The following is a 24,543-nucleotide window of genomic DNA, read 5'->3' as shown; positions in this document are numbered from 1 at the left end:
TGCCCGCTTACCCTAGATGGAGCAGAAGCTGGTGAAGTGGTCTCGATGAGACTCAACTCTCGAGAATGATCTTCCCCCATCAGGGGTACCCCCGACAGTCGGCACTATGGAGGACATACCCGTCCCCCACGGTGGACCGGGAGGACGAGCGCTCCGTGGAGTCGCGGGCGCTCAGCCCGTGAACGCGCGCCAGTGACCGGGACCCGGGGTGATCCCGCTGCGCAGCTGGCGACGCGTCCGTTCCCAGGTCGACGGGATGCGCGGCGGCGGCGCGGTGTCGGCGTCGCGCATCGCCTGCTCGGCGATCGCGACGCTCAAGACGGCGGTCAGGGCCGCGATCTCCTCGTCGTTCGGGGCGCCCCGCACGATCCGGAGGTCGATCGCCGAGGGTTCCGTCGTGTCCGGCCGGCCGGTGTCGCTCACAGCGGGATGTTCCCGTGCTTCTTGGCGGGCAGGCTCGCGCGCTTCGTCCGGAGCGCTCGCAACGCCTTGATGACCGAGACGCGGGTGGCTGCGGGCTCGATCACGCCGTCCAGCTCGCCGCGCTCGGCGGCGAGGAACGGGCTCGCGACGTTGTAGGTGTACTCGTTCGCCAGGCGGGTGCGCACCGCCGCGACGTCTTCGCCGGCCTCTTCTGCCCGCTTGATCTCGCCGCGGTAGAGGATGTTGACGGCGCCCTGACCGCCCATGACGGCGATCTCGGCGGTGGGCCAGGCGAGGTTGATGTCGGCACCGAGCTGCTTGGAGCCCATGACGATGTAGGCGCCGCCGTAGGCCTTCCGCAGGATGACGGTCACGAGCGGCACGGTGGCCTCGGCGTAGGCGTAGAGCAGCTTCGCGCCGCGCCGGATGACACCCGTCCACTCCTGGTCGGTGCCGGGCAGGTAGCCGGGGACGTCGACGAGGGTCAGGATCGGGATGCTGAACGCGTCGCAGAAGCGGACGAAGCGGCTGGCCTTCTCGCCGGCCTCGATGTTCAGGGTGCCGGCCATCTGGGACGGCTGGTTCGCGATGACGCCGACGGAGCGGCCCTCGACGCGGGCGAAGCCGATCACGATGTTCGGGGCGAAGAGCGGCTGGACCTCCAGGAAGTCGCCGTCGTCGACCACGTGCTCGATGACCGTCTTGACGTCGTACGGCTGGTTCGGGGAGTCGGGGATGAGGGTGTTGAGTCGGCGGTCCTCGTCGGTGGTCTCGAGCTCCACCTCGACGTCGAAGACGGTGGCTTCGGCGAGGTTGTTGTCGGGCAGGAACCCGACGAGGGTCCTGGCGTAGTCGAGGGCGTCCGGCTCGTCGCTCGCGAGATAGTGCGCGACACCGGAGCGGGTGTTGTGGGTGTACCCGCCGCCCAGCTCCTCCATGCCGACGTCCTCGCCCGTGACCGTCTTGATGACGTCGGGGCCGGTCACGAACATCTGGCTGGTCTTGTCGACCATGATGACGAAGTCGGTGAGGGCGGGGGAGTAGACGGCGCCACCGGCGGCCGGACCCATGATGATGGAGATCTGCGGGATGACCCCGGACGCCTGCGTGTTGCGGCGGAAGATCTCGCCGTACTTGCCGAGGGCGACGACACCCTCCTGGATGCGGGCGCCGCCCGAGTCGAGCATGCCGATGATCGGGACGCCGGTCTTCAGGGCGAGGTCCATGATCTTGATGATCTTGTCGCCGGCGACCTCGCCGAGCGAACCGCCGAAGATGGTGAAGTCCTGCGAGTACACGGCGACCTGTCGACCGTGGATGGTGCCGGTGCCCGTGACGACGGCGTCGCCGTACGGCCGCGAGCGGTCCATGCCGAACGCCGTGGTGCGGTGCCGCACGAATTCGTCGAGTTCGACGAAACTGCCGTGGTCGAGCAGTTGCTCGATGCGCTCCCGCGCGGTGAGCTTGCCCTTCTTGTGCTGCTTCTCGATGGCGGCTTCGCCGCTCGCCGTCACGGCTTCGTGATAGCGGTTCTTGAGGTCGGCGAGCTTCCCGGCCGTCGTGTACAGGTCAGGGCCGGAGGCGGTTTCGTCGGTCACACTTTCACCTTACCCGGTGGCCCCCCGGCGAACCCGTTGACGATCGCGTACAAGCACCATCGAGATCCGTTGTCGACATCGGCCAAGCGAAGGTGCGTGCGTCGGCGGCTCGGACGGCGCTCCTCAGTAGGGTGGTCGGCATGGATCTGCCCAGCACCGCCGCCCTCGTCCCGCGCCTCGAGATCCTCGAGCACGCGGGCTCGACCAACGACGAACTCGCGATCAGGGCCCGCGAGGACGGCGGCGGCTGGCCGGACCGTTCGGTCGTCGTCACCGACGACCAGCGCAACGGACGGGGCCGTCTCGGTCGGGTGTGGACGACGCCTCCTGGAGCCTCGCTCGCCGTGTCCATCCTGCTCCGGCCGGTCACGCCGTCCGGCCGACCCCTCGGGCTCGAGGCCTACGGATGGCTGCCGCTGCTCGCCGGAGCCGCCCTGGCGTCGTCGCTCCAGGATCTCGGGGTGCCCGCCGGGGTGAAGTGGCCGAACGACGTCCTCATCGGTGGCCGGAAGGTGTCCGGTATCCTCTCCGAACTGCTGCCGACCGGCGACGGTGCCATCGTCGGCACCGGGATCAACCTGCGGCAGCGAGCGGGCGAACTGCCGACGGACCGGTCCACCTCGCTCCTGCTCGAGGGGCTCGCCGACCCGGATCCCGACACGGTCCTCGCCGGGTACCTCCGCGCGTTCGGGCGGCTGTACGACGCGTACCTCGAGGCGTCAGGCGACGCCGAGGCCAGCGGTCTCCGCACGACGGTCACGGAACACTGCGTGACACTCGACAGTTCGGTCCGCGTCGAGTTGCCGGGCGGCGGGACGTTGACCGGTACCGCCGAGCGCATCGACCCCGATGGGCGGCTCGTCGTCCGGCCGAGCGACGGTGGCGCCCCGGTGGCCGTGGCCGCCGGCGACGTCACGCACGTGCGTTGAGCGGGCCGTCCGCCTCGGCGAGCGCTCGACGGGCGAGCACCGTTGCACCCGACACGGCCGCAGGCATCACCAGGACGGACAGGACGGGGACGAGGAAGAGCACTGCGACGGCGGTCCCGAACCCCAGGGTGCGGGACCGTCGCTTGGCGAGCGCGCGCCGCCGCTCGCGCACCGACAACCCTCTCGCGTCGAAGGCGTAGCCGGTCAGCTCCAGGGTGAGGAACCAGCCGCTCACCACGACACCCGCCACCGGGACCACCGTCTGACCGATGATCGGGATGAACCCCAGCAGGAAGAGGACGGCCGCCGTCGGGATGGTGAGCAGCAACAGGCCGAGGGAGCGCCCGATGCCGGTCAGGAGCCCGCGCCAGGCCGACTCGCCGGACTCCGCTGGAGCGTCACCGAGTGAGCGTTCGACGTCCGCCCAGATCCGCTCGTAGAACGGGTCGCCGACGAGCAGGGTCACGGCGGCGTAGGCGTACAGCATGACCACGACGGCGACGGCGATCAACGCGACAGCGGCGGCGACCCGGACGGACGAGCGGTACGGCTCGTCCCAGGTGTCCGCGAACGGTGTCGCCCAGTCGACGATCGCCGCCGCGTTGAGGCCGAGGACGACGAGCAGCGCGACGAAGACGACGCCCACGATCGCCGCTGGGACCATGCCGAGCAGCATCCGTTTCGGCGAGGTGCCCCACAGTCGGAAGCCGCCGAGGAGGACGCCGACCCCCTCGAAGAACGATGCGAAGACGCCGGGAGGCCGGCCCGTGGGTGCGGTGCTGTCGGCCGGTTTCACGCCTTCATGCTAGTCGGAGGCGGACACCCGCCGATCGGGATTGCCGACGAGCGGGGTGGGAGCAGGCGGCGGGTTCCGACGACTGCTAAGAATGGGAGCATGGCTGATCCCGGTATGACGGGGCCGGGCCGGCCGGCCCCTCCCGCGGCGGCGACCGAACGTGTGGTCGCACGCCTGCGTCCGCATGCCCGGCGGCTCCTGCTCCCCGCCCTCCTCCTCATCGCGGTGAGCGGTGTCGGAGCGTACGTCTTCGGCTCGTTCGACCTCGAGTGGCAGAACTGGGCCGTGCTCATCGGCGGCGGGGTGATCGTGTTGTTCGCCTGCGTGCTGCCGTTCGTCGCCTGGCTGTCCGTCCGCTACGTCATCACCACCCGGCGACTCATCGTCCGCCGGGGGTTCTTCGTCCGGTCCCGCCAGGAGCTCTACCACGCACGTGGGTATGGGATCACGGTGCACAAGAGCTGGGTGCAGAGCGCGTTCGGCAGCGGCAACGTGCGCGTCGCCTCCGGTGGTGAGCTGCCGGTCGTCCTGCGGGACGTTCCGGGTGCCGTCCTCGTCCAGAACGCCCTCCACGAGCTCGTGGCGGAGAACCAGAGCATCGCCGCCCCCTATCCGGCCGCCCAGTCGTCCGGACAATCGCCGACCCAGCCGCCCGTCCGCCGCTGACCTGACCGGGTCCGACCCGGCCGGTACGATGTTGGAGTCGGGGCTCAGCCGATCCGCCTCCGGATCCGCCAGTCCCGCCTGCCGTTACGAGACCCGCCGGCCGGTCGCCGGAGAGCTGGAGTGAACCCATGAGCATTCGCGTCGGAGTGATCGGTGGCGGTCAGCTGGCCAGGATGATGGTGCCGGCGGCGATCAACCTCGGACTCGACATCCGCGTGCTCGCCGAGCAGGAGGGCATGTCCGCCCGGTTGGCGACGGTGCAGGTGGGCGACTACCGCGACGCCGACACCGTCCTCGCCTTCGCCGAGACGGTCGATGTGATCACCTTCGACCACGAGCACGTCCCGCAGCACGTCCTCCGCGCCCTCGTCGACGCCGGGGTCCAGGTGCACCCCGGGCCGGACGCGCTCGCCGTCGCCCAGGACAAGCTGCTCATGCGCGAGCGGCTCACCGAGCTCGGGCTCCCGGTCCCGGACTGGGCGCGGGTCCACGACCAGGAGGAACTCGCCGCCTTCCTCGCCGAGCACGGCGGCAAGGGCGTCGTGAAGACCCCGCGCGGCGGCTACGACGGCAAGGGTGTTCGGGTCGTCCACGGCCCGAACGAGGTCGACGACTGGTTCACGGCGCTGTCGGAGGACGCCAACGGCGGCGCGCTCCTCGTCGAGGAGCTGGTGTCCTTCCGACGCGAACTCGCCCAGCTCGTCGCCCGCCGGCCCTCGGGCGAGGTGGTGCCGTGGCGCGTGGTCGAGACGGTGCAGCTCGGCGGCGTGTGCAGCGAGGTCATCGCTCCGGCGCCGGGATCCGCCGGACGCCTCGCGGACACCGCCGAGGAGATCGCCGTCACCGTGGCGACCGCGCTCGGGGTCACCGGTGTCCTCGCCGTCGAGTTGTTCGAGACCGACGACGACCGCCTGCTCATCAACGAGCTCGCCATGCGTCCGCACAACAGCGGGCACTGGACGCAGGACGGCAGCGTCACGAGCCAGTTCGAGCAGCACCTCCGCGCCGTCCTCGACCTGCCGCTCGGATCGACGGGGTGTCACCGCGACTGGACCGTCATGGTGAACGTGCTCGGTGGACCGACCGAGGGCACCCTCGACGACCGGTACCCGCAGGTCCTCGGCGCGCACCCGGTCGCGAAGGTCCACACCTACGGCAAGGATCCGCGGCCCGGCCGGAAGGTCGGCCACGTGAACGTCGCAGGCGATGAACTCGACGACGTCGTGTACGAGGCACGCGCCGCGGCCGCCCTGCTCGGCGCCGAGAACGCCTGATCGGCGCCCTCCGACGAGCTCAGGGACCGGAGCGCGGCTCCTAGTAGACGTCGCGGATGTACCGCTTCTCGCGCTTCAGCGTGTGCACGTACTCCGCGGCGGCCTCCGTGGACCGGCCGCCGTGCTCGGCGATGAGGTCGTGCAGCGCCTGGTCGACGTCCTTCGCCATCCGTGAGGCGTCTCCGCAGACCGCGAAGTGGCCGCCCTCCTCGAGCCAGGCGTACAGCTCCTTGCCGTTCTCGCGCATGCGCGTCTGGACGTACACCTTCTCGCGCTGATCGCGGGAGAAGGCGAGGTCGAGGCGGTCGAGGACCCCTCCGGTCAGCAGCTCACCGAGCTCGTCCTCGTAGATGAAGTCGTGCGCCCGGTGCTGGTCGCCGAAGAACAACCAGTTCCGACCGGTCGCGCCGCGTTCACGGCGCTCCTGCAGGAACGAGCGGAACGGGGCGATGCCCGTGCCGGGACCGACCATGATGAGCGGGGCGTCGTCGTCGGACGGGACGCGGAACGCCGCGTTCGCCGAGACGAAGATGCCACTCGTCCCGCCCTCGGCGACGCGGTCGGCGAGGTGCGTCGAGGCCACACCGCCGTGCACGCGGTCGCCCACCGCGTAGCGGACGCTCGCGACCGTGAGGTGCACGCGTCCGTCGGCCGCGAGCGGGCTGGACGAGATCGAGTACGCACGGTGCTGCAGCGGGCGCAGGACGTCGACGAGGGTGGCGGCGTCGAACCGGACGGAGGTCGACCGCAGGAGGTCGAGGATGTCGCGGTCGCGCAACCACGAGTCGAGCGTCTCGGCCTGGGCGAGCGCCAGGATCCCGGCGAGCTCCGAGTCCGGCGAGCGCTCGGCGAGCTCCGCGACGAGGTCCTTCGACGGGGTGCGGATCTCGAAGCCGTTGGTGAGTCGTTCCGCGAGCGTCGAGCCGTCCACGGCGTCGTCGGGATCCGCGTCGAGTTCGGAGATGATCGCGTCGACGAGGGCCGGGTCGTTGCTCGGCATGACGCCGAGGGCGTCACCGGCGGCGTATTCGATACCACTGTCGGCGAGGTCGAACTCGTAGTGTCGGATCTCCTTCGAGGAGGCCGCGCCGGAGAGGACCCGGTTGACCGCGAGCGTCGCCCCGTAAGGCGTCTTCCGGGTCCAGGGCGACCGGGTGCGGCCCGGTTTCTTCGCGGGGGCGGCGGCCGGGACGGCCGGGGTCGCCGCGCCGTCGGCGGTCGCCGGCGCGAGGGCGCCGAAGAGCGACAGGGCCTGGGTCGTCCATGCCGCGGCGGGCTCCTCGTAGTCGACGTCGCAGTCCACGCGGGCGAGGACACGCTCCGCACCGAGCTGCTCGAGGCGCGTGTCGATGAGCTTCCCGGCCTGGCAGAAGCCGTCGTACCCGGAGTCGCCGAGGGCGAGGACGGAGAACTTCAGGCCGTCGAGTCGGGGAGCGGTGCTCGCCTGGAGCGCCTCCCAGAACAGTTCGGCGTTGTCCGGCATCTCGCCCTCGCCGTACGTCGAGGTGATGACGACGAGGTGACCCATCGACGGGAGCTTGTCGACCTCGACGTCGTCGAGACCGGTGGTCGTCGTCGCCACCCCGTAGCCGGACGCCGCACGACCGAGGTCCTCCGCGATCGCCTCCGCGGTGCCCGTCTGGGTACCGACGAGGACGTGCAGGGCCAGCTGCGGTGTGCGTGCGGCGGCTTCGGAACCGTCGACGGTGCTCGCTCGGACACCGGCCAGGAACCCGGCGAGCCACACCCGCTGCTCCGGGCTGAACGGTGCGTCCTCGGGGATGAAGGGATCGTCGGTGCTGCTGCCGAGCGCCGCGAGCGCCTCGAAGAGCACCGGGCGGGGCCCGACGGCGGACGGGGTCTGCGTCTCGCTCATGGTCCCTTCCAGACCGGGCGCGCTCATCGGCGGCCCGCCAGTGTCAGCTCGGCCAGAGCGGCCGATGCAAGGAGTGCTTCGGTGCCACCGGTCGCACCGGATCGGGCCCGGTTCTTCGCGTGCTGGTGCATGATCCACCCGGTGGTCCCCGGGTGGTCGATCGACCGGACGTTCCGCAGGCGCAGCGCCTCCGTGTAGTCGTGCAGGCGTTTCGCGGCGATCATCGCGGCGAGGGCTGCGTCGTCGTAGCGTTCGAGCAGCTCGCGGGCCGCCCGCTGCACGCGCTGCATGACGAAGAAGTCCTCGGTCAGGATGAGCGTGCGGACGGCCGCCTGCACGGTCGGGTGGGCGGGGTCGTCGACGCCGGGGGTCCGGGTGAGGGCGACCTCCTGCGCGAGCTTGAGCACGGTGTAGCTGGTGAGGAGCGCGTACACGTCCTGCGGGTCCGCCGCGGGCTCGCCCAGACCCGGTGCGCGACCGCCGCGGACCGGTCGGCGGTCGCGGTAGTCGAGCTTGAAGGTGCGGAGCTGTTGCGCCGCGAGCGCGGCACCGAGCTCGTCGAGGAGCTCCTTCCGGCTCTTCGCCGCGAGGATGGCGTCGCTGTCCTGGTACAGGAGCAGCGCGCGGGGCATGCCGAACACGAAGTGGTGCCTGGCCGTCGCCCAGTCGGCGAGCAGCCGGGACGCCAGCGGTGAGCCGGTCGCCTCGACGTGCCAGTCGAGCAGGAGGAGCACGGCCGCCTCGTGGAAGGCCGCCTGCTCGCCCTCGGTGATCGATCCGAGGAGGAGCGAGTCGGCGCTGACCTTGCTGGGCAGTTCGCCGCGCGGGTCGTACTGGTAGACGAAACCGCCACTCATGCCGTTGCCGAAGCCGATGCCGAAACCGCCGAGGTTCAGCACGGCGCCGTTGGTCATGTACTCGCAGGCGTAGTCACCGACGCCCTCGACGACCGCGGTCGCCCCGGAGTTGCGGACGGCGAACCGGTCGCCTGCCTCGCCCTGGACGAAGGTGCGCCCACCGGTGGCCCCGAAGAGCGCGAAGTTGCCGATGAGGACGTTGCCGCCGGGCTCCGGGCTGCCGCCGCCGGGGGAGAGGATCGCGATGGTGCCGCCCGAGGCGCTCTTGCCGACGCCGTCGTTGCAGGTGCCGGTGTGCCGCCAGTGCAGGCCGTCGACGCAGAACGCCGCGTAGGACTGCCCGGCCGAGTGCTCGGTCCGGATCGTGACGGTGTCGGCGCCAAGCGACCGGTGGCCGCGATCGTCGGTGACGACCGAGGGGGTCGCCGCCGCCTGCGCGTCGTCGAGCTCGTGGTTCAGCAGACGTTCGAGGTCGATCGCGAGCTGCCCGCCGACGGAGCGCCAGCGGTTGCCGAGCCGGATCCCGCCGTCGCCGTCGGTCGCGCCGAGGTCGATCGTGGTCCGACGTTCGTCGAAGAGCCCGGCCCGCACCCGCTCGATGAGCGCGTCGTCGAGGGTGAAGTCCTTCTCGAGGTACACCGGGTCGGTGACGACGACCTCGGGGACGACCGCGAGCATGGCGCGCAGGTCGAGGTCGGCGACGGCGGCCGGGTGGTCGACGAGGTGGAGGAGGTCGGTGCGGCCGCGGGCCTCGCGCAGCGAGCGGAGCCCGAGGATCGCGAGCCGCTCACGGACGTCGTGCGCGATGTTCAGGAGGTACTGCGCGAGCGCGCGGGGGTCGCCGTCGAAGGTCTCCGGGTTCGTCGTGAGACCGGCCGGGCACTTCACGTTGCAGTTCTTCGCCATGACGCACTTCAGCATCATGAGCGCGGTGGTCCCGAACTCAAAGCTGTCGCCGCCGAGCAGGGCGGAGATGACGACGTCGCGACCGGTCTGGTGCGCGCCGGAGCAGCGCAGGGTGACCTTCGACCGCAGACCGTTCGCGCTGAGGGCCTGGTGGACCTCGGCGATGCCGATCTCGGCGCTGCGGCCGGCGTACTTCAGGCTCGTGACCGCTGCCGCACCCGTGCCGCCGGTGTTGCCGGCGACGTTGATGACGTCCGCACCGGCCTTGGCGACGCCGACGGCGATCGTGCCGATGCCCTCGGAGGAGACGAGCTTGACGACGACGCGGACTCTGGCCGCCTTGCAGTCGTGGATGAGCTGCGCGAGGTCCTCGATCGAGTAGGTGTCGTGGTGCGGCGGCGGGGAGACGAGCTCGATGCCGGGGGTGCCACCGCGGGCGGCGGCGATGTCCACCGTCACCTTGGGCGCCGGGAGCTGACCGCCCTCGCCGGGCTTCGCGCCCTGTCCGATCTTGATCTCCAACTCCTGCAGCATCGGGTCGGCGAGGTAGCCGGCCCAGACCCCGAACCGGCCGGAGGCGAACTGCTTGATGCGCGAGCCGCGGATCGTCCCGTAGCGCGAGAGGTGCTCGCCGCCCTCGCCGCTGTTCGACATCCCGCCGACCATGTTGGTGCCGTGCGCGACGGCTTCGTGGGCGGTCGCCACGAGGGCACCGTGACTCATCGCCCCGGAGGCGAGCGCGCGGGTGATCTCGCTGGCGGGCTGCACGAGGTCAGTGGAGATGCTCTCCTCGCCCTCGACGAGCATGGAGAAGTAGTCGTCGGCCGAGCCGACCGCTTCGACGATGAGGTCGCCGCCCGAGATCCAGTGGCCCGTGACTTCGGAGCTGAACCGGCGGACGTAGTACTCGCCGAGCGCCGAGACGCGGGCGAGGTCGCCCGCCAGCGGGCCGGTGAGCTGCAGGCGGTGCCGTCCCTGGTCGGTCCGCGTCGCCCGCAGACCGCGCACGACGATCGAGGAGTTGCCCACCGGGCCGAGCCGGTCGAGCTCGCGAGCGAACTCCTCCGGGGTGGTGAGGCGGGTGATGTCCTCCGGGAGGACGAGCACGTCGCGGAGCGCCGCCGGGCGACGCCGCCGCTCGGTCGTCATCGACTGGACGAAGGAGCGGTACCCGGGGGTGATGGTGAACGCGTCGATCTCGTCGTCGTCGAGCGCGTCGAAGGAGGTGTGCTGGTAGGCGTCGTCGTCGATCCCGAAAGCGTCCTCGAGGTCGCCGATGGTGTGGAGGCGCAGCGGGTCGTCCCCGAGCGTGCCACCCTCCCGGTCGACGGCCGCGGTGTCGACGCGGGGGAGCTGCACCGCCTCCTCGGTGAGGTCGACGAAGCCGCGGACGGCCGTCGTCCCGTAGGAGTGACCGGCCCCTTCCGCGCGCTCCTTGAACAGACCGAGGAGCGGCACGTCGGCCTCGGCCGTGGTGGTCAGGGCGCGCCGGTGCCAGGCGCTCGCCGTCCGGGCGATGCCGGCGAAGCCGACGCCACCGACCGGGGCGCGCAGGTGCGGGAAGGCGCGGGCGAGCACCGGGTCGCTCGTGTCGAGGTAGTTCGGCTCGAAGAACTCTCCGCCGATGTAGCTCTCGACGGTGCACAGGCCCACTCGGCCCATCGTCTTCAACAGCGACTTCTCGGCCGCGGCGGCGAAGCGGTGGAACGCGGCGTCGGCTTCGTCGGGGTGCTTCTGCTCGGCTCGCAGCCGGACCGCGAGCGGGTGCACCGCGGACGCGCCGAAGCCGAGTGCCGACGCGACGTGGTGCGATGACGGCAGCTGGCCGCTGTCCACGACGAGGGAGACCCGGAGCCGGAGCCCGTCGTCGATCAGGCGTTGGTTGACGGCCGCGACGACGAGGATCAGCGGAAGGGCGGCCGCCTCGGTGTCGACGCCGCGGTCGCTGAGGACGGCGATGCCGCCGTTGACCGCCGCGAAGGCGGCGACCTCGGTGGCCACCCGCTCGACGGCGTCCTCGAGCGCGTCGGCGTTCGCTTGCGCGTCGGCCTCGGGGCGGTAGAGGATGTCGAACCAGGCGACGGGGGACTCCTGCTGCGTCCCGAGCCGTCGGAGCTCGTCCTCGCTGATGATGGGCGAGCGGAGGATGAGCTGCTTCGTGCCGACGGTCCCGCTCCCGGGCTTCGCACCGAGCGCCACCCGGAGGGTCATGCCGTCGGCCTCACGGATGCTGTCGAGCGGCGGGTTGGTCACCTGGGCGAACCGCTGCGAGAAGTACTTCGCCAGACCGCCCTCCTGGTCGGACAGCGCGTTGATGGCGTTGCCGTACCCCATGGCGGAGATCCGCTCCTTGCCGGACGCCAGCATCGGGTCCGTCATGAACTTGAAGCTCTCCTGGTTGAGCGAGTAGGCGACGTAGCGCTGCACCTGGCCGAAACCGCCGCGGTACGGGAACGCCTCGTCCACCGCTGCTGCTGCGCTGGTCTGGCCGTGGTCCTCGAGCGCGTCGAGCTCGACGGCGGCCGCGGCGAGCATCGCCGGGTAGTCCTTGCGTGCGGCGAGCAGCTCGAGCGCCTCGCCCGTGCGGAGGCGCGTGCCGGTGCGGTGGTCGTAGGCGAGCATCCCGCCGGCTTCGATGCGTCCGCGGTGGACGACCTCGTCGTCCGGGAACGGGAGCTGTCCGGCCTCCGAGGTGACGCAGAGGTACTCCTCCGTCTCGACGCTGCGCAGGGGGCGCAGACCGAGGCGGTCGAGCCGGGCGCCGACGGTCGTCCCGTCGTTGAAGATGAGCGCCGCCGGGCCGTCGTTCTTCTCCTCCACGAGGGAGAAGTACTCGAGCATCGCCCGAACCTCGCGGCTCAGCGTGCGGTCGTTCTCCCACGCCGGCGGCATGACGGACACGACCGCCTCGAGGAGTTCCAGTCCGTCCTCGACGACCCGGCTGTGGAGCGTCTGGTCGAGCCGTGAGCTGTCCGACTGCCCCCTGGCCCGGATGATCCTCCGCCCGCGCGACGCCGCGAGCGCCGTCTCGGACAGTCGGTTCTTCCGGTCGGTGTTGAGCTCACCGTTGTGCGCCATGAGACGGAACGGCTGCGCCATGGACGGGTGCGGTGCGGTGTTGGTGGAGAAGCGCGTGTGGAAGGCCAGCGTGCGGACGCGGTGCAGCGGGTCGGCGAGGTCGGCGAAGTAGGGGATGACCTCGCCGGCGTTCAGTCGTCCCTTCAGCACCTGGGTGCGCGTGCTGAGCGACAGCGGGTACAGGCCGTCGAGGGTGAGGTCGGTGTACGCGACCGCCTCGATCGCGAGCAGGGCCGCGTGGGCGCGTCGGTCGAGCTCCTCGACGGTCGCGTCGTCGGTGGACGCGAAGACCCACTGGCGGATCGGGAGCTGGTACGGCACGGCCTTCGGGCGGAGGACGGCGTCGACCGTCGGGACGGCGCGGGCCAGCAGGACGGTGAAGCCCGCCTCGCCGAGAGCCCGCTCGATGAGGGCCTCGGCGTCCGCGGTGCGGCCGTGGTCGACCGGCAGGAAGACGTTCGCCACGCCGAACCGGCCGGCGACGAGCTGCTCGCCGACGAGCGCGCTGAAGAAGTCGACCGAGAGGTCGACCTGGACCCCGGCGCCGTCGCCGACGCCCTCGGAGGACATGCCGCCGCGGTGCGGGATGGCGCAGAGGGCCGTGTCGCCCAGGGCGATGACGTCGTGGCTCTGCACGCCGTCCTTCCGGGTGATGAACCCGACGCCGCAATCGCTCTTGTCGGTCTCGCGATCGACGAGGTCGGGACGGGGTGCTGCTGCGGACGCGCGCGGGCGCGGTGGGACGGAGGAAGAGATCACGACGGGGTACCCCTCGGAATGCGGGCGCTGGACGGCCCGGAGACGGTGAGATGACGGGACCGGGTCTACGTCGCTGGAGGGTGGGTCCGTGTCGACGCGGGCGCTGGGTGCGGCGGCCGTCGTCTGCATGAATGGAGGTGTACCGATAGTAACCGTGCCGTCACGCCCACTCAACCGTAATCGGCCGAACCCGGTCGATCGGCGTAGGCTGGGTGCTTCCAGTGCGGATGGGACGAGCCGTGAGGGCTCCGGTGGCTCCCGCCGCCCGAGGATCGTGGAGCGCCCGGATGCGCCGCCGGACGGCGACGGGCCGAGGCCCGTCCTGGCCCGGATCGCGACCGGACCACCGATGTGCAGCCAGCTGCATGTTTTTCGGACCAGAATGGTGAGATGACGACAGAGCACACGGCTGCGACCGGTCGCGGCTTCGCGCACGCCAAGGCGATCCTGCTGGGCGAGCACGCCGTCGTCTACGGATCGCCCGCCGTCGCCCTCCCGGTCCCGTCGCTCCGCGTCGAAGCGTCCGCCCGGCACATCGCCGGCGCGTCGGTCCTCGACACGGAGATCTCGCTCGGCCCGCTGGACCCCGCGGATCCGCTCGGGACCACCGTCCTCGAGACCCTCCGCCACGTCGGTGGCGAGGCCGACGGCGTCGAGGTCGTCGTCCGGGGGACGTTGCCCATCGGACGAGGACTCGGCTCGAGCGCTGCGGCTGCGAACGCGATCGTCGACGCCGTCGCCGATCTGTACGGTGTGGCCCTCGACGACGCCGACCGGTTCGAGCTCGTGCAGCGCGGCGAGCGCGTCGCCCACGGCACCCCGAGCGGTCTCGATGCTCGGGCCACGAGCGCCTCCGCGCCCATCCTCTTCACGGCGGGTCGCGTCGACCACCCACCCATCCGCTTCGGTGGTGGGTTCGTCGTCGCCGACACCGGTGCACGCGGATCGACCCGCAAGGCGGTCGCCGACGTGCGGGCCTTCATCGAGCGGAACCCGGAGCGTGGACGGACGCTGCTCGCGGAGCTCGAGCACGGGACGCTGGCCGGCGTCGCGGACCTCGCGGCCGACCGCCGTGACGACCTCGGTACGCGCATGACCGCCGCGCAGCTCGTCCTCGACGAGCTCGGTGCGGGCCACCCCGCCATCACCGCCCTCATCGAGGTCGCCCGAGCGGATGGTGCCCTCGGAGCCAAGCTCACGGGCGGTGGCCAGGGCGGCTGCATCATCGCCCTCGCCCGCGACGCCGCGTCGGCGGAGCACATCTCGCAAGCCCTCCTGGAGGCCGGAGCACTCGGCACCTGGACGATCGACGCGGAGGACTACGCGTGACCACGACCCCACAGCACCAGGCGACGGCGCTCGCCAACCCCAACATCGCGCTCGTCAAGTACTGGGGCAAGCGCGACGAAGCCCTCATCCTCCCGTGGACCGGCAGCCTGTCCCTCACGCTGGACGCAGCGCCCACCACGACGACGGTGCGGCTGAGCGACGGACCCGACGACGTCGTGTCCCTCGGTGGTCAGCCGCTCGACGGAACGGCTCGCGCGCGCGTCACCCGCTTCATCGACCTCGTCCGGACGATCGCCGGTCGCGACGACCGGGTCGTCGTGGACTCCCACAACGAGATCCCCACCGGTGCCGGGCTCGCCTCCTCCGCCTCCGGGTTCGCCGCCCTGGCGCTCGCCGCGTCGGCCGCGTTCGGACTCGAGCTCGACCGCCGCAGCCTCTCGCGCCTGGCCCGTCGCGGTTCGGGCTCCGCCTCCCGGTCGATCTTCGACGGGCTCGCCGTCTGGCACGCCGGGCACGACGACGAGAGTTCCTTCGCCGAGGCGGTCCCGGCTCCTCCTGGGCTCGAACTGGGCATGGTCCTCACCGTCCTCGACGCCCGGGCGAAGTCGGTGTCGAGCCGCGACGGCATGCGGCGCACGGTCGACACCTCGCCGTACTACCCGGCATGGGTCGAACGGACGCCGATCGAACTCGAGGAGATGCTGGCCGCGATCGCCCGCGCCGACTTCACCGCCGTCGGCACGATCGCCGAGCGGAACGCCATGCGGATGCACGCCACGATGCTCGGTGCCGAGCCGCCGGTGCGGTACTGGGGCCCGGCGAGCGTGGAACTGCTCGACCTCGTCGCAAACCTCAGAGGCGACGGCCTCGAATGCTATGCGACGATGGACGCCGGCCCGAACGTGAAGATCCTCTGCCGGGCCGACACGGTCGACGCGCTCGCGTCTCGGATCCTCGAGGCGCAGCCGGACATCGGCGTCATCCCCGCCAGAGCCGGACGGGGCGCGAGGCTCATCACCTCGGAGCCCGACGGATCGGCGGGCGAGCAGACCACGGAAGGAGCGCGATGATCGAGATCAAGGCGCCCGGCAAGTTGTTCGTCGCCGGTGAGTACGCCGTCGTGGAGCCGGGACACCCCTCCATCCTCGTCGCCGTCGACCGGTGTGTCACCGTGCGCCTCGAGGCGAGCGAGCACGAGGGACGCATCTTCTCCGACCAGTACGGTCGCGCACCGATCATCTGGCGACGGAACCGCAACGGTGTCGTCGTGGAGCACGAGGAGCGCCCGCTCGACCACGTCCTCTCCGCCGTCAGCACCATGGAGACCCTGGTCGCCGAACTCGGTGTCGCGCAGCGGTTCTCCGCACTGTCCATCACGAGCGAACTCGACGACGCGAGCGGCCGGAAGTTCGGTCTCGGCTCGAGCGCCGCCGTCACGACCGCGACGATCCGTGCGCTCGACGAGTTCTACCAGCTCGACCTCACCCGCACGCAGATGCTCAAGCTCGCGATCCTCGCGACGATCGACGTGGCTCCTGCGGCGTCCGGGGGCGACCTCGCGGCCAGCATGTTCGGTGGCTGGCTCCGGTACACCTCTCCCGACCGCGCGCGCCTGCGCGAACTGCGCCACCGGTCCGGGGTGCTCGCCGCGCTGCGCGACCCGTGGGCTGAGCTCGGGCTCGAACGCCTCTCACCGCCCACCTCCCTCCGTCTGCTCGTCGGCTGGACGGGCGAGCCCGCCTCCACCACGCGGCTCGTCGACGAACTGCAGTCGCGCAAGTGGGCGGAGAGCGCCCACTACACCGCGTTCCTCTCGGCCAGTCGAGCCGCCGTCGACGCGTTGACCATCGGCTTGAACGACGAGGACCCGGCGCTCGTGCTCGGCGCCGTCCGCTCGGCACGCGCGACGCTCGCCGGTCTCGGCCGCGACGCCGGAGTCGACATCGAGACGGCCGCGCTCGCCGAGCTCTGCGACGCCGCCGAACGACTCGGCGGGGCGGCGAAGTCGTCCGGCGCGGGCGGCGGCGACTGCGGCATCGCGTTCATCGGTCAGTCCGTGTGCACGACCGCCCTCGAGGACGACTGGTCGGCCCACGGCATCGAACGGCTCCCGCTCACCGTGCATCCGCCGACCGGCCTGATCGACGCCGCCCACAGTCCCTGGGGGCCGTCGGAGATCAGCCGCACCGACGACCGCGCGGTCGAATCCATCAGATCCACCTACGCTCGCGCCTTCGCCGAGCAGCACGACGTCCCGCGGGGCGGAACGGAACACCACGCATGAGCAACGAACCCGACGGCGTCGCACCCGTCCCCCTCAAGTGGGTCGGCCCGCTCCACCTCAGCGGCAACGTCATGGAGGGTGAGCAGGAGGTGCCGCTCGCCACGTACGAGAGCCCGCTCTGGCCCTCGGTCCGTCGCGGCGCGCGCATCTCCTCCATGGTCCCCGGCGGGATCCGGGCCACCCTCATCGACGAGCGCATGAGCCGTTCCGTCCTCTTCGAGGTCGACTCCGCCGGAGACGCTCTGCAGGCGTTGCGCGAGATCGAGCGCAGTCTGCCCGAGCTCCAGGCCGTGGTCGCGCAGTCGAGCCACTTCGCCGAGCTCATCGAGGTCAACTCGCAGATCGCCGGCAACCTCCTCTTCCTCCGCCTCGAGTTCCGCACGGGCGACGCATCCGGGCACAACATGGTGACCCTCGCGGCCGACAAGCTCATGCCGTACATCATGGAGCGTTGGCCGCAGCTGCGGTACGGGTCGATCTCCGGCAACTTCTGCTCGGACAAGAAGGCGACGGCGGTCAACGGCATCCTGGGCCGCGGCAAGAACGTGGTCACCGAGATGACCATCCCTCGCGCGATCGTCGAGCGGTTCCTGCACACGACGCCGGAACAGATCGTCCAGCTCAACGTGCGGAAGAACCTCGTCGGGACGATCCTGGCCGGCGGGCTCCGCAGCGCGAACGCCCACTACGCGAATATGCTGCTGGCGTTCTACCTGGCCACCGGTCAGGACGCGGCGAACATCGTCGAGGGCTCGCAGGGCGTCACCCACGCCGAGGTCCACGACGGTGACCTCTACTTCTCCTGCACGCTCCCGAACCTCATCGTCGGAACCGTCGGCAACGGCAAGGGCCTCGGGTTCGTCGAGGAGAACCTCGCCCGCCTCGGCTGCCGCGAGGACCGCGAGCCGGGCGCCAACGCACGGCGACTCGCCGTCCTGTGCGCCGCCGCCGTGTGGTGCGGTGAGCTCTCCCTGCTCGCAGCGCAGACCAACCCGGGCGAGCTCATGGCCGCCCACCTCAAACTCGAACGCAGCGCGCAGACCGCCCCCGGCACGCCTGCCTGACCCTCCACCGCACCGGGGCACCGGTGCATCGTCGACGCTCGAACGGAGCACCCCGCACGTGAACACCCAGACCACCACCCCCGTCGTCGGCATCGACGACATCGCCTTCGCCACCGGTGCGAACCGCATCGACCTGGCCGAGCTCGCCGGACGCTTCGGCGTCGAGCCGGCGAAGTACTACGTCGGCCTCGGACAGAGCGAGATGAGCGTGCCGGCGGCCGACGAGGACATCGTCACCATGGCCGCCGCCGCGGCCGCTCAGATCATCGAGCGACACGGGAGCGACCGTCTGCGCACGGTCCTCTTCGCCACCGAGTCGGGGATCGACCAGTCGAAGGCCGCCGGTGTCTACGTGCACCGCCTCCTCGCCTTGCCGCAGGCGGTCCGCGTCGTCGAACTCAAGCAGGCCTGCTACTCGGCGACCGCAGCCCTCCAGTTCGCTGCAGCGCTCGTCGCGCGGAACCCCGAGGAGACCGTGCTCGTGATCGCGAGCGACGTCGCGCGCTACGAACTGCACTCCAACGCCGAACCGACGCAGGGCGCCGGCGCGGTCGCCATGCTCGTCGCCGCCGACCCCGCGATCCTCGAGCTCGAGACCGCGACCGGCGTGTACACGCAGGACGTCATGGACTTCTGGCGGCCGAACCACAGCGCGACCGCGATCGTCGACGGCAAGCTGTCGATCTCCGCGTACCAGGACGCGATCGAGGGCGCCTGGGCCGACTACCGCTCGCGCGGGGGAGCGGACTTCAGCGAGGTCGACCACTTCTGCTACCACCAGCCCTTCACGAAGATGGCGATCAAGGCGCACCGTCACCTCGCGAAGGCCGTCGGGGCCGAGCGCAGCCAGGAGGAGCTCGACGCGCAGATCGAGCCGACGACGGGGTACAACCGTCGCATCGGCAACAGCTACACCGCCTCGGTGTACCTGGCGCTGCTCGCCCTGCTCGACGGCGACCTCGACCTCACCGGTCAGCGCATCGGCTTCCTGAGCTACGGCTCGGGTGCGGTCGCCGAGTGCTTCAGCGGCATCGTCCGTGCCGGCTACCGCTCGGCGCTCCGGAGCGACGCGAACCGGGCGAGCCTCGACGCTCGTACGGTCGTCGACGACGCCCGGTACCTGCAGCTGCTCGGTGACGCGGCGTCCGCCGACGTCCACGACTCGGAGCGCCCGCACGAGACCTCGGGCCCGTTCCGTTTCGCCGGTGTCGTCGCCGACCGTCGGCAGTACGAGGCCACCGCCGTCTGATCCCGCCGGGTTCTGGGTCGGCGGATCACGTCGACCCTGCGCCGTCAACCGTGGGCGGTGACGTCCAGCATCCGGTCGACGAGGAACGGGCCGAGGGTCCGCGACCAGGTGGCCGTGATGTGGTGCTGATCCCGGTAGACGAGGACGTTCCCCACGGCGAGCGGACAGGTCCCGTCCGAGCAGTACAGCTCGCCGAGGTCCACGACGGGGACGGCGCCGTCGGTCATCGCAGCCGTGGCGGTGTTCAGGTCGAAGGTCGGGTAGGCGTCGGTCACGGGGAACGCACACGCGCCGGCGACGAGGTCGGCGGCGCTCGAGCGGTCGACGCACGCCGCGGCCGCCGTCGGAACGCGCGGGTTGTCCCGCAGCACCACGATCGACGTCCCGAGGTCGAGTACCGGCGTCCAGGCGGCGAGGGTCGCGCTGCGGATCGAGGCCTGCTGGGCGACGGAGGTCTCGTCGGGGCTCTTCGAGGTGACGAGGATGATGTCGTACGGCTGCGCGCCCGTGAACGCCCGCTGCATGAGCGTGCGTCTGGAAGCGCAGGCCTCCGAGTCGTCGGGCCCCGGCGTCCGCCACTCGCATCCCTTGCCGACGTAGACGTCGAGCCGCCAGTTCCGTGCCTCGAGCTGGTCGACCAGCCCGGGGATGAGCATCGTCGCGTGCGAGTTCCCGGTGAGCGCGACGCGGGTGGCGTCGGGTCGGTCTGAACCGAAAGTGCAGCCGGGGAAGTCCGGGGCGTCGGCGGCTGCCGAACACCGGAAGGTGTCGCCGGTGTCCTCCGTGCGGACCGACAACGGCGGGAGGAGTTCGTCCGCGAGCACCGGATTGCTGCAGCCCGAGACGGCCGCGTCGGCACCGAAACACGGTTCACCACCGGAGACGTAGGCGTCGACCGTGCTCGCGAGCGCGCGCTCCTGAGCGGCGACGGTCTGCAGCCCGCTGATCGGGATGCACAGGACGACGGCGGTCGCCACGGCGGCCAGGACGGCGGTTCGACGCGGGCGCGCGTCGACGAGGGGGCTCGCACGTCGGACCGGGTCTTCGACGAACCGCTTCGTGAGCACCGCGAGCACCACGGTCAGCACCAGGAGCGACGCCGCCACCGCCCACCCGAGCGGCGTGCCGAGGTCGACGGTCACCCCGAGCACCATCGGGGCGAAGACGATGAGCGGCCAGTGCCAGAGGTACGTCGCGTACGAGACGTCGCCGAGGAACGACGACACCCGCGTCCGGGCCAGCGTCGTCACCGACCACCGATGCAGCGACGACCCGCCGACGATCACCAGGAGGGTGCCGGCCACGGGGAGGGCTGCGGCGATCCCGGGGAACGGGGTCTGCTCCGTGAAGGTGAGCAGGCTCGTGGCCAGGAGCCCGATGCCGACGACCCCCGCAAGGGTCCGCCATCGGCTCCGGTGCACGACCACCGCCGGCCCGAGGAGCGCGAGCAGACCGCCGGCGGCGAACTCCCAGGCCCTGGTCGGGGTGACGAAGTACGCCGGTGCCGGGTCGTGGGCGGTGAGCAGGATCGAGCAGGTCAGCGACGCCGCGCCGATGACGCCGAGGGCCGTGCCGAGGGTACGGCGGAGTTCCCAGCGGGACACCCGACGCACGAGGACGAGACACAGCACGACCACGAGCGGCCAGAGGAGGTAGAACTGCTCCTCGACGGCGAGCGACCAGTAGTGCTGCACCGGCGACGCGGCGTTCCCCTGCGCGAGGTAGTCGACGGCGCTCCCCGCGAGGAACCAGTTCTCCCAGGACGTCGCACTCGCCACCACCTCGGTGAAGAACTGCGTCCAGGCGCTCGGGGGAGCCGACCGCCAGATGAGGACGCTCGTCACCGCAAGCACCAGGAGGGCGGCCGGGAGGAGTCGACGGAGACGCCGGGCCCAGAACGCCGGCAGGTCGATCCGTCCGGTCTCCGACGCCTGCCGGACGAGGTGGCCGGTGATCAGGTACCCGCTGACGACGAAGAACACGTCGACCCCGACGTAGCCGCCGGGGAGCAGGGAGGCTCCGAGATGGAAGACCACGACCGAGACCACCGCGATCGCGCGGAGGAGTTGGATGTCGGGCTGGGCCCGCGGCACCGTGCCGAGCAGGGGAGGCGTGCCGAGGTGGTCCTGCAGTCGCGTCACCCGCGGTCCCACCCGTCCTGGTCGGCGTCGGCGCTCCGCCGGAGCGGGCCTCGTGCGCCGGTGCGGCGGACGACGCGCCCAGGCTAGTCAGCCCGGGTGACGTGCCTGTGGACGGGAGGTGACCGGTTCGGTCTCGGATGCACCCGCTCGGCTTTGCGCCCCACGGACGCCTTCCGGATCAGCTGACGTTGGCGCCGAACAGCAGACCGAGGAGGTACGTCGCGGCCGCGGCCCCGTAGCCGATCGCGAGCTGTCGCAGCGCTCGGCGGAGCGGCGGCCCTCCGGACAGCAGTCCCACGACGGCTCCCGTCCCGAGGAGGGCGACACCGACGAGGACAGCCGCGACCAGGAGTGCGGCGAGCCCCTGCAGCCCGAACAGGTAGGGCAGGACCGGGATGACCGCACCCGATGCGAAGAAGCAGAAACTCGAGAGTGCCGCACCGAGACCGGTGCCGATGGCCTCGTGGTCGAGCACGGTCTGCGCCTCGCGCTGGTAGGTGCCGGCGCCGACCCTGCTGAGGACGTCGGCGGCGTGGGCCTCGGCCTCCCGGACCTCCATCCCGCGTGCACGGTAGACGAGGGCGAGCTCGTTCGCGTCGACGTCGAGGTGGGGGAGGGCGTCGTCGGCGGCGGGATTGGGGCTCGACGCCTCGAGGAGCTCCCGCTGCGACCGCACCGAGACGTACTCGCCGGCGCCCATCGACAGTGCGCCCGCCAGGAGCCCGGCGAGCCCCGCCGCGAGGACGACCCCGTTGCCGACGCCGGTCGCGCTCATCCCGATGACGAGTGCCAGGTTCGAGACGAGCCCGTCGTTCGCGCCGAACACGGCTGCCCGGAAGGTGCCCGAGAGCCGGTTCCGTCCGCGGGCGGCGAGGCCCCGGACGACCTCTTCGTGGATCTGCTCGTCGGCGGCCATGCGTTCGGTGGCCGCACGTTCGGTCGCGTAGGGGGAGCGGGCCTCGGCGCGCTGGACGAGGGCCAGGACGAAGACCGAGCCGAAACGCCTGGCCAGCCACCCGAGGGCCCGCGTCCGCAGGTCGCCGCGCTGCGGCTTGCCGACGTCGTCGCCGAGGAGGGCGATCCAGTGCGACTCGTGCCGTTTCTCGGCGTCGGCGAGGGCGAGCAGGATGTCGCGTTCCTCGCCGCTCCGCCGACTGGCGAGGTCTCGGTAGACGGCGGCCTCGGCGCGTTCGTCGGCGAGGTAGCCGCGCCAACGACGGCGCTCGCTGGGGCTGGGCGGATCCTGGGGTGCTGGTGATCCGTCGATGGTCGACTCGCTCATCCGCCGATTCTCCCAGACACCGGCCCGGCGGTGCCCGTCGCGGACGATCGGGACCTCCCCACACTGGGGTCGGGCCGGCCGCAGCTTGTCCGACGCCTGCGGTGCGTCCTGAGGCGATGTCCAGGCACTGCGATCTACGATGGTGCTCATGCCCGAGAACTCCACCCCGTCCCCTGACGCCCCTCCGCTCGTCGGAGTGGTCATGGGCTCGGACTCCGACTGGAACGTCATGAGCGACGCGGCCCAGCTGCTGCGCGAGTTCGGCGTGCCCTTCGAGGTCGAGGTGCTCTCGGCGCACCGCACCCCGGAGAAGATGATCGCCTACGGCAAGGCGGCTCACGGCCGTGGCCTCAAGGTCGTCATCGCGGGTGCCGGCGGCGCCGCCCACCTGCCGGGCATGCTCGCCTCCGTCACCACCCTGCCGGTCGTGGGTGTCCCCGTCCCGCTGTCGCGCCTCGACGGGCTCGACTCGCTCCTCTCGATCGTGCAGATGCCGGCCGGCGTCCCCGTCGCGACCGTCTCCATCGGTGGCGCCAAGAACGCGGCGCTCATCGCCGTCAAGATCCTCGCCACGGCCGACGACACGTTGCACGAGGCGCTCGTCGCCTATGCGGCATCCCTCGCCGACTCCGTCGAGGAGAAGAACCGGAACCTCAAAGCCCAGCTATGACGAGTGCAGCCACCGCCGCGAAACCGATGCGGTATCCCGACACCCGTTCGCGCGAGGTGATGACGAAGCGCGCCTGGTGGCTCGTCCTCCTCAACCTGCTCATCCCGGGGTCCGCGCAGGTCCTCGCCGGCAACCGGAAGCTCGGCCGCTTCGGCCTCGGCTTCACCCTGTTCCTCTGGGTCCTCGCCGTCGTCGGATTGGCCCTCATGTTCCTCGCCCGCGAGGTGCTCTTCACCCTCGCGACGAACCCGATCGCCCTCACCGTCGCGCAGGTCCTGCTCGTCGCCTACGCGATCCTCTGGGTGGTGCTCACCCTCGACACCCTGCGCCTCGTACGGCTCGTCAAAGCGTCCCCGAACGCCCGGCTCGGGGTCGCCCTCTTCACGACCCTCGCGATGGTCCTGGTCGCCGGCGGCGCCGGCTACGGCGCGGTCGTCGCAGGAGCCACCCGCGGTTCCATCTCCTCGATCTTCGGCAACACCGGCCCGTCAGAGCCGCCGGTGGACGGCTACTACAACATCCTGCTGCTCGGCGGCGACGCCGGTCCCGACCGCGACGGCATGCGACCGGACAGCATGTCCGTCGTCAGCATCAACGCCGAGACGGGCCAGGCGACGACCATGTCGATGCCGCGCGACCTCGTCGACATCCCATTCCCCGAGGGCAGCGAGATGGCGTCGATCTACCCCGACGGTTACGACGACTCCTGCGACGTGGACGTCTGCCAGCTGAACTCCATCTACACCGAGATCGAGCTGAAGAACCCCGAGCTGTTCCCGAAGGCCACGGCCGAGGCGAGTGAGCCCGGCATCGAAGCGATGAAGCAGGCGGCCGAGGGCATCACCGGCCTGCACATCCAGTGGTACGTGCTCATCGACATGTACGGGTTCGCGACGCTCATCGACACCCTCGGTGGCGTCGACATCGAGGTCAAGGAGCGGCTCCCGATGGACGGCGACGCCGACCTCGAGAACGTCACCAAGTGGATCGAGCCCGGGCAGCAGCACATGGACGGCTGGACGGCCCTCATGTACGCCCGCTCACGGCACTCGACGAGCGACTACGACCGCATGGAACGCCAGCACATCCTGCAGACGGCGATGCTCAAGCAGTTCAACCCGGCGAACGTCCTCGCACGTTTCCAGGACGTCGCGGCGGCGGGTGGCGACGTCGTGAAGACGGACGTCCCGCAGGGCATGCTCGGCTACTTCGTCAACCTCGCACTCAAGACGCGGGAGCTGCCGATCAACTCGCTGCAGTTCGTGCCGCCGACGATCGACCCGGCAGAGCCCGACTACACGCTCATCCACCAGATGGTGCAGGACCAGCTGTTCCCGCCGTCGCCGAGCCCGGAGCCGGACGCGGGCTGACCGACCCTGGTCCGCGACCCAGAACCCGGTC

At 71.1% G+C, this 24,543-nt stretch carries 17 protein-coding genes; 10 read left to right on the top strand and 7 right to left on the bottom strand.

Annotated features, from left to right (window positions below):
* Window positions 1–171: 171 nt before the first annotated feature.
* Both QRN26_RS13925 and QRN26_RS13920 read right to left on the bottom strand, forming a co-directional pair.
* Complete coding sequence (locus QRN26_RS13925; RefSeq protein WP_056012857.1) at window positions 172–423, bottom strand: acyl-CoA carboxylase subunit epsilon; 252 nt, start codon at window positions 421–423, stop codon at window positions 172–174.
* On the bottom strand, window positions 420–2,021 hold the full coding sequence (locus QRN26_RS13920; protein WP_056012855.1) for an acyl-CoA carboxylase subunit beta: 1,602 nt from the start codon (window positions 2,019–2,021) through the stop codon (window positions 420–422). Before QRN26_RS13920 ends, QRN26_RS13925 begins: the two co-directional genes overlap by 4 nt.
* 140 nt (window positions 2,022–2,161) lie before the next feature.
* Here QRN26_RS13920 and QRN26_RS13915 point away from each other — a divergent pair, with 140 nt between their 5' ends.
* The gene (locus QRN26_RS13915; RefSeq protein ID WP_285037237.1) at window positions 2,162–2,950 is read left to right on the top strand and encodes a biotin--[acetyl-CoA-carboxylase] ligase; all 789 of its coding nucleotides are present in this window, start codon (window positions 2,162–2,164) and stop codon (window positions 2,948–2,950) included.
* Here QRN26_RS13915 and QRN26_RS13910 read toward each other — a convergent pair.
* Complete coding sequence (locus QRN26_RS13910; RefSeq protein WP_285037236.1) at window positions 2,934–3,746, bottom strand: EI24 domain-containing protein; 813 nt, start codon at window positions 3,744–3,746, stop codon at window positions 2,934–2,936. The genes QRN26_RS13915 and QRN26_RS13910 overlap by 17 nt on opposite strands.
* A 99-nt stretch (window positions 3,747–3,845) precedes the next feature.
* On the opposite strand from QRN26_RS13910, the gene QRN26_RS13905 reads away from it, so the two are divergent.
* Window positions 3,846–4,412 (top strand): PH domain-containing protein, encoded by a 567-nt coding sequence (locus QRN26_RS13905; RefSeq protein ID WP_285037235.1) that lies wholly within the window; start codon window positions 3,846–3,848, stop codon window positions 4,410–4,412.
* 128 nt (window positions 4,413–4,540) lie between these two features.
* On the top strand, window positions 4,541–5,686 hold the full coding sequence (locus QRN26_RS13900; protein ID WP_056012849.1) for a 5-(carboxyamino)imidazole ribonucleotide synthase: 1,146 nt from the start codon (window positions 4,541–4,543) through the stop codon (window positions 5,684–5,686).
* Between the two features lie 40 nt (window positions 5,687–5,726).
* On the opposite strand, the gene QRN26_RS13895 is transcribed toward QRN26_RS13900, so the two are convergent.
* On the bottom strand, window positions 5,727–7,562 hold the full coding sequence (locus QRN26_RS13895) for a sulfite reductase subunit alpha (RefSeq protein ID WP_285037234.1): 1,836 nt from the start codon (window positions 7,560–7,562) through the stop codon (window positions 5,727–5,729).
* Window positions 7,563–7,585: 23 nt separating this feature from the next.
* Window positions 7,586–13,162 carry a glutamate synthase-related protein gene (locus QRN26_RS13890; RefSeq protein WP_285037233.1) on the bottom strand — a complete coding sequence of 1,859 codons (5,577 nt, stop codon included), beginning with the start codon at window positions 13,160–13,162 and terminating at the stop codon, window positions 7,586–7,588.
* A 390-nt stretch (window positions 13,163–13,552) separates the two neighbouring features.
* On the opposite strand from QRN26_RS13890, the gene mvk reads away from it, so the two are divergent.
* The 5 genes from mvk to QRN26_RS13865 are packed head-to-tail and all read left to right on the top strand — an operon-like array spanning window position 13,553 to window position 19,049.
* Window positions 13,553–14,491 (top strand): mevalonate kinase, encoded by a 939-nt coding sequence (gene mvk, locus QRN26_RS13885; RefSeq protein WP_285037232.1) that lies wholly within the window; start codon window positions 13,553–13,555, stop codon window positions 14,489–14,491.
* Window positions 14,488–15,522 carry a diphosphomevalonate decarboxylase gene (gene mvaD, locus QRN26_RS13880; RefSeq protein WP_056012843.1) on the top strand — a complete coding sequence of 345 codons (1,035 nt, stop codon included), beginning with the start codon at window positions 14,488–14,490 and terminating at the stop codon, window positions 15,520–15,522. Before mvk ends, mvaD begins: the two co-directional genes overlap by 4 nt.
* Entirely contained in the window at window positions 15,519–16,736 is a 1,218-nt protein-coding gene (locus QRN26_RS13875; RefSeq protein WP_082456127.1) for a phosphomevalonate kinase, read from the top strand. Before mvaD ends, QRN26_RS13875 begins: the two co-directional genes overlap by 4 nt.
* Entirely contained in the window at window positions 16,733–17,800 is a 1,068-nt protein-coding gene (locus QRN26_RS13870; protein WP_285037231.1) for a hydroxymethylglutaryl-coenzyme A reductase family protein, read from the top strand. Before QRN26_RS13875 ends, QRN26_RS13870 begins: the two co-directional genes overlap by 4 nt.
* Before the next feature lie 58 nt (window positions 17,801–17,858).
* On the top strand, window positions 17,859–19,049 hold the full coding sequence (locus tag QRN26_RS13865; RefSeq protein ID WP_285037230.1) for a hydroxymethylglutaryl-CoA synthase: 1,191 nt from the start codon (window positions 17,859–17,861) through the stop codon (window positions 19,047–19,049).
* Between the two features lie 44 nt (window positions 19,050–19,093).
* Here the strand turns inward: QRN26_RS13865 and QRN26_RS13860 are convergent, their stop codons facing one another.
* Both QRN26_RS13860 and QRN26_RS13855 read right to left on the bottom strand, forming a co-directional pair.
* Window positions 19,094–21,190: an acyltransferase family protein gene (locus QRN26_RS13860; protein WP_285037229.1), complete on the bottom strand. Its 2,097-nt coding sequence runs from the start codon at window positions 21,188–21,190 to the stop codon at window positions 19,094–19,096.
* Window positions 21,191–21,368: 178 nt separating this feature from the next.
* Window positions 21,369–22,472: a VIT1/CCC1 transporter family protein gene (locus QRN26_RS13855; protein ID WP_056013443.1), complete on the bottom strand. Its 1,104-nt coding sequence runs from the start codon at window positions 22,470–22,472 to the stop codon at window positions 21,369–21,371.
* Between the two features lie 148 nt (window positions 22,473–22,620).
* Between QRN26_RS13855 and purE the strand changes: the two genes are divergently transcribed.
* Together purE and QRN26_RS13845 are read left to right on the top strand one after the other, a co-directional pair.
* Window positions 22,621–23,142 carry a 5-(carboxyamino)imidazole ribonucleotide mutase gene (gene purE / locus QRN26_RS13850; RefSeq protein ID WP_056012830.1) on the top strand — a complete coding sequence of 174 codons (522 nt, stop codon included), beginning with the start codon at window positions 22,621–22,623 and terminating at the stop codon, window positions 23,140–23,142.
* Window positions 23,139–24,512, top strand: coding sequence for an LCP family protein (locus QRN26_RS13845; RefSeq protein WP_285037228.1), 1,374 nt, complete (start codon window positions 23,139–23,141; stop codon window positions 24,510–24,512). Before purE ends, QRN26_RS13845 begins: the two co-directional genes overlap by 4 nt.
* Window positions 24,513–24,543: the final 31 nt, after the last annotated feature.

This window comes from Plantibacter sp. ME-Dv--P-095, assembly GCF_030209365.1.
In the GTDB taxonomy this organism is placed as follows: domain Bacteria; phylum Actinomycetota; class Actinomycetes; order Actinomycetales; family Microbacteriaceae; genus Plantibacter.
The sequence above is the reverse complement of the archived record's forward strand: the minus strand, read 5'-3'. Positions and strand labels throughout refer to the sequence as shown.